Here is a 6,000-nt window from a genome sequence, read left to right as displayed (position 1 = left end):
GGATCTCCGCCCAGTCCTCCACCCTGATCACCCTCCACACAGTGAGAGGGGTCAGATTCCAGCCGTCGCCTGGGGGTCAGTTTTCACCCGTCGTCGACACGCGCCGCCTTCACCGGCCCCCGCCTGTGCTGGCGTGCCCTCGGGGAACCCGAGTTCTCCCTCCCCGCGGGATTCGTCCCCACCACCTCACCACGATCTGACGTCGGCAAAGGCCGCACAGCCAAGGCAACACCGATCTACAGCGGACTCCTCCACAGTGGGCCGAGCTCGCGGCCGTGACGGCTGAACGAGAGCAAAGGCGCCGACTGGGATCCCTTGTCAGTACTTCTCAACACAAGGAGCACAGAAGGATGAGCAACCCGATCACCAGGCAGCAGGCCACCGTGGCAGATGCGGACGCCGGGGCGAGAGCGGATTTCGACCCGTTCGACCTCGACATCACCTTCATCGAGAACACCCCGGCGGCCGAGACGGTACTGATGTGCAGCACCAGCGACAACTGCGGAAGCTCCTGCCCCAGCGCCTGCACGACCTCGTAGGCCGGCTGCCGTGGACCTGCCAAGCCCACGGCCTCCTTCTACCCCGGGAACCGGCCCAGGAATGGAGTGGGTGATGACGCGGTCACGGCGAAGGCTATACCGGCACGCTGGCGTCGGAATGCTGCGCGCAGCGGTGAACCTTTCGGCTCCAGCCCTTCCCATGTGGCCCGGGCCCGATAGCTCCACCGAGCAGTGGCGGTCCTGGCTTGCCCCGGTCTGGGCCGACAAGGCCTTCCGGAATACGGTCACCGGCGCCAGCCCAGACCTGGCACGACAGATAGAGGCGATCCTGGACGGGCAAGTGCTGAATGATCGCCGAGCGCGGCGTGCTGCACTGGCGCTCGCGCGGTACTCGCTCAGATACGCGCACCGCCCCACACCGTTCGGCCTTTTCGCGGGCGTTGGCCTAATCGAGTTCGGTGACACATCCTTCGCGCGCGTCGGAGACGACCATAAAGTCTTCCGCCGACGGGACCCCGAATCATTGGACTCGGCGATCAGCGTGTGGGAGGCAGACGGGGCGTTGATGGCTGACGTCGAGGTGCGCGTCAACAACCTGGCTCGCGTGCGCGGTGGGCGTGTGCACGTTCCGTCTGCGGGCGCCTCGGAGTTCTCGCTGGCGCTGACTCCCGCGGTGGCGCTGGTGCTTGAGGCGGCCAGGTCACCGATCCCGCATTCGGCTCTGGTGGGCAAGCTCGCCGCCGAGTTCCCGATGGTGGACGAGCGCCGCCGGGCTGAGCTGATCTCGGAACTGCTGCGGACCCGCCTATTGCTGTCGGCGCTGCGTGCCGCGGCCACCATCGTCGACCCAGCGGACGCTCTGCCCACCGGTGCCCTGGGCCCTCACGTGCGGGCGGCAGCGGTGGACGTGCGGTTGGATGCCGAGGTACGGCTGCCGGAGACGGTCGCGGTCGAGATGGAGACCGCGACGACAGTCCTGGCTAGGCTCGCCACGTATCCAACGGGAACTCCGGCGTGGCGTCGCTATACCGAACGGTTCGCTGCCAGGTGGGGTGAGGGCGCCGAGGTCGGCGTGGAGCAACTGACAGATCCGGATCACGGGTTGGGTCTACCTGAGGGGTTCGGCTCGATGTCCGAGCCGCCGCGGCCGATGTCGCGACGCGACCGGCTGCTGTTGGAGCTCGCCGGCACCGCCGCGATCCAAGGGCGCCGCGCGGTGATTCTCTCTGAGTCGATGGTCGAGGAGTTGCAGGCCGCTGCGGGCGAACCGCCTCTGATCCCCGCGCCCCACCTTGAACTGTGCGCGCAGGTCCAAGCCCGGTCGCTACCGGCGCTCGATAAGGGCGACTTTCGCATCCGCGTCCACACCGTCTCCCGCGCGGCCGGCACGATGACGGGCCGGTTCTGGCATCTGCTTCCCGACGCCGCCGCAGAACTCACCGATCTTCCCACCGTCGATCCCGAGGCTCAGCTGGCGCAGTTGTCGTTCCATCCCGCTCACGTCCAGGCCGACTTGCTCACCCGTGCGCCACAGACTCTGCCGAGGCTGGTCAGCGTCGGCGAGTTCAGGCACAGCGAGGAGAACGTCGTTTTCCCCGCCGATCTGGTCGTCGGCCTTCGCGGCGGACACCTCTATCTTGCCGTGGCAGCCAGCGGGGAGCGGTTGGAGCTGCTGGCCCCGACAGCGATCAATTTCGTGTGGAACAACTACACGCCGCCGCTGGTCAGGTTCCTGGCCGAGATCAGCCGCGCAGCCACGCCACAGGTGACGTGGTTCGACTGGGGCGCCGCCTGGACGCTGCCGTTCACTCCGGCGCTGCACTACCGGCGCAGCATTCTCGTCGCCGCCCGATGGCAGCTGCGGGCACGGGATCTGCCCGGCCGCGTGGCGCCCCTGGAGCGATGGGCTGAGCGGCTGCACGCCTGGCGGACCCGAGCAGGGGTGCCCGACTGTGTGCTGCTGGCCGTGGACGATCAGCAGTTGTTTCTCGATCTCACCCAGGACCTGCATCTGGACCTGCTCCGTTCCCACCTCGGCGCAACCCCTGCCGCGATTCTCTACGACGCGCCGCCCCCGGATGCCGATGGCTGGATCGACGGGCGGGCGCACAGCATCGTCGTCTCGCTGAGGTCGAGCCGATGAACCCGCCCCAAGCGCAAGCTCTGGCCGAGGGCGCCCTCGGTGTGGCGCTACTGCACATCGAGGGCGGTGACCTCGCTGCTGCGCGGCCCCTGCTGGCCGAGGCGGTCGCCGGCGGCGTCAGTACCGGCGCGAACGCTTCCCTGTTTCACGGCGCTCCGGCGCTGGAGTTCGTACTCGGCTGCGCTGGCCGTACCGATCGCGGCGTCCAGGCCGCCGTCGACCGTGTCGTGGCCTACCGGCTGGCCGCAGCCCGTCAGCGGCGCGAATCAGCACGGCTCCCGCACCTGGCCGAGTTCGACCTCATCCGGGGCATCACTGGACTGGGAGCGCTGCTGCTGGCCCGGAGGGGCTCGTCGTCGCTGCTAAAGGAGGTGCTGGCCTACCTGGTGTCGCTGGCACGGCCGGTCCACACCGACGCCGGGGCACTACCTGGATGGTGGTCGCTGGACCTCCCCGGGCATAAGGAGATGACCGACGGCCACGGCAACAACGGCATGGCGCACGGCATCGCGGGACCGCTGGCGTTGCTGTCGCTGGCCTCCAGCCGCGGCGTCCACGTTGACGGATACGAAGGGGCGATCAACGAGTTCGCAGGCTGGCTCGACCGGTACGGGGGCGCCTACTGGACCAGTCGTGAGCAACTGTCGGCCGGCGAGCATCCGCGCCCTGCTCCGCTACGCCCGTCATGGTGCTACGGGGCGCTGGGCATCGCTCGCTCCCACCAGTTGGCAGCGATCGCCCTCGCCGATCCGGCGCGCAGGCAAGCCGCCGAGAACAGCGTGCTCGCTGCGCTAGCCGACCCCACCCGCCTCAGCTTGATCACTGATGCGTCCCTCTGCCACGGCTGGTCTGGGCTTTTGACCGTGACGAGGGCCATCGCCGCCGACAGCCCAGAGCCTGACCCTTTCGCCATCCACATCGAGAACCTGCGCCGACGGGTGGCCGGCGGAATCGGTGAGCTGACCAAACCGGGGTTGCTCGAAGGCCGCGCCGGGGCCCGGCTGGCACTGAACGGTACGCACACCACCGGCTGGACGCGCGCCCTGCTGATCGCCTGAACCACCCACGACCCACTTCACCGAGGCAGGAGCAGGCACGACGCATGGACTGGAACGACGAGAACCTTCCCCTCCTCGCCGAGAAGGGCTGGTGGCACACCGCCATCTCCTTCTCTGGCGGCGACGGAGTAAGTCCGCAGGCCGCTGCCGCGCTCGCTGCCGCCTTGTCCGGTCACCGATTCCACTTCCTGCGTAAGGAAGGGATGCTCCGCCTGCGCACCGACCGGCCCGCAGACGCCCTCCTGGACCGGCTGGTCGCCGACCAGGTGGTGGACGGTTGGGTCGGAGGCGTCTACGAGCCCGAGACCGACGCCTTCGGCGGGACGGCCGGTATGGCCGTCGCCCACGACCTGTTCTGCGCCGACAGCCCAGCGGCCCTGGCCGAGACAGGTAGCCCCCACGCCCGGGAACGCTGCGTCCTGCTGTTGTCGGCCATGCACCGCGCTGCCGGCCTCGACCCTTTTGAGATCGGCGACGTGTGGGCGAGGTTCGCGTGCTACCGCCCGGCGATCAACCCGCCCGACCCCGCGACCCGCGATGCGGCAGTCGCGGCCATGCGCCGCCTCATGAACGCCGACGCCGCTCAGCGAGACACCACCGAGCCGGGCTGGCCCGAGCGCGTCGCCGCCTACACCGACGTCGGCCGTCGTCTCGCGCGGCTCGCCCACCACGGCCTGTTGACACGCGGTCTGCGCGCCGTTCTGGCCCACCACATCGTCTTCGCCTTCAACCGGGCCGCCGTGCCGGTCAGCGAGCAATCCGCCGCCGCCTGGCTGGCCTGGCAGGTCGTCTTCGCAGATGACCAGCCGTCCGCCGTGTCCACCGGCCGGCCCAGCCACACCTTCCCTAACCTCGCGACCATGGAGCCCACCATCACCACCACCGACCCCGCCGAACTGCGCGCCGACCTGGTCACCAGGCTCACCGAGTCCGGCAACCTCCGCACACCAGCGATCATCAAGGCGTTCCGCGATACCGAACGCCACACGTTCGTGCCGGACGCTGATCTCCAAGCCGCCTACAACGATGACGCCGTCGCGATCAAGCACGACGGTGCCGGCGAGATGATCTCCTGTATCTCCGCGCCGTCGATCGTGGCCGCCCAGCTGGAGCAGCTCGGCGTCCGGCCCGGCGACAACGTCCTGGAGGCCGGAGCCGCCACCGGCTACAACGCAGCCCTCCTGGGCCGCCTGGCCGAACCCGGCGGCACAGTGTGGACCGTGGACGTCGACCCCGACCTGGTCGCCACCGCCGCCGCCAACCTGATCCGCGCCGGAGCCCGCAATGTCACAGCGCTGCTGGCAGACGGCGCGGAAGGGCTCCCCGCCCATGGCCCCTACGACCGCATCCAGTTCACCGTCGGCGCGGCGGACGTCCCGGCCACAGTGCTCGCGCAACTGGCTCCCGGCGGCCGGCTGGTCATCCCGATGCGGATCCGCGGCAGCATCTCCCGCTCCTTCGCCTTCGAAGCCGACGGCGACACCTGGAAGGCCGTGTCGTGCGAGATGGCAACCTTCGTCCCCCTGCGCAAGGGCGTCTGCGACGACATCTACACCCTCGTCCACCACGACGGAGAAGGCAACGTCCGGCTGGAAACCTTCAGCGAGCAGGACGTCGACCGGGAAGCGATGCGCACCATCCTCGACACCCCCGCCCACAAGATCTACACCGGCGTGAAGTTCGGGCAGGGCTCACACTGGCAGTGGCTCTACCTATGGCTCGCCTGCACCCTTCCCAACGGCCTGTCCCGGATGCCCGGCCAACGTCCCGGCTTCACCCCGCACTTCGGCTGGGGATCCATGGCCGCACTCGACGGCGAAGCCCTCGCCTACCTCACCATCCGCGAAGGCCAAGACAGCAACAGCCGCTACTGGGAGATCGGCGTCATCGGCCACGGCACCGGCGGCCAGAACCTCGCCGACCAGGTCGCCTCCGCCATCGTCGAGTGGAACAGCGACTACGGCAACAGCGCACCCGAGCCCAACTTCCGCATGGCCACCGCCCCCCACCGCGAACTCCTGAAGGCCGCCGACCTGCACTTCATCATCGACAAGACCCACAGCCGCCTCGTCGTCGACTGGATGTGGCCAGAGAACAGCGTGATGAACCCGCGATAGTCGGCTCCCGCAGGTCTGCCGACCAAAGCCACCCGGCCTACCCCTCGCCGACCGCATGACCGAACTCACCGCGCTTACCGTTCAACCGCTGGGCGTGGATAACCAACACTGGTAGTCAGCGCATGCAGCGTCCCCAACTTCGCCGCCCTCATCGCCAGCGACATCGGCCTCTCCGACCTCGC

4 protein-coding genes are annotated in these 6,000 nt (G+C 68.9%); all 4 read left to right on the top strand.

The window, feature by feature from the left end:
* The first annotated feature begins 350 nt into the window (after positions 1 to 350).
* Positions 351 to 539 (top strand): FxLD family lanthipeptide, encoded by a 189-nt coding sequence (locus E1291_RS19040; RefSeq protein WP_131739177.1) that lies wholly within the window; start codon positions 351 to 353, stop codon positions 537 to 539.
* A 118-nt stretch (positions 540 to 657) separates the two neighbouring features.
* Positions 658 to 2,643 (top strand): lantibiotic dehydratase family protein, encoded by a 1,986-nt coding sequence (locus E1291_RS19035; RefSeq protein ID WP_242614237.1) that lies wholly within the window; start codon positions 658 to 660, stop codon positions 2,641 to 2,643.
* Complete coding sequence (locus E1291_RS19030; protein ID WP_131739175.1) at positions 2,640 to 3,701, top strand: lanthionine synthetase C family protein; 1,062 nt, start codon at positions 2,640 to 2,642, stop codon at positions 3,699 to 3,701. Before E1291_RS19035 ends, E1291_RS19030 begins: the two co-directional genes overlap by 4 nt.
* A 44-nt stretch (positions 3,702 to 3,745) precedes the next feature.
* Positions 3,746 to 5,818 (top strand): methyltransferase, FxLD system, encoded by a 2,073-nt coding sequence (gene fxlM, locus E1291_RS19025; protein WP_131739174.1) that lies wholly within the window; start codon positions 3,746 to 3,748, stop codon positions 5,816 to 5,818.
* Positions 5,819 to 6,000 lie beyond the last annotated feature (182 nt).

Source organism: Actinomadura roseirufa, assembly GCF_900659635.1.
Lineage (GTDB): Bacteria > Actinomycetota > Actinomycetes > Streptosporangiales > Streptosporangiaceae > Spirillospora > Spirillospora roseirufa.
The sequence above is the reverse complement of the archived record's forward strand: the minus strand, read 5'-3'. Positions and strand labels throughout refer to the sequence as shown.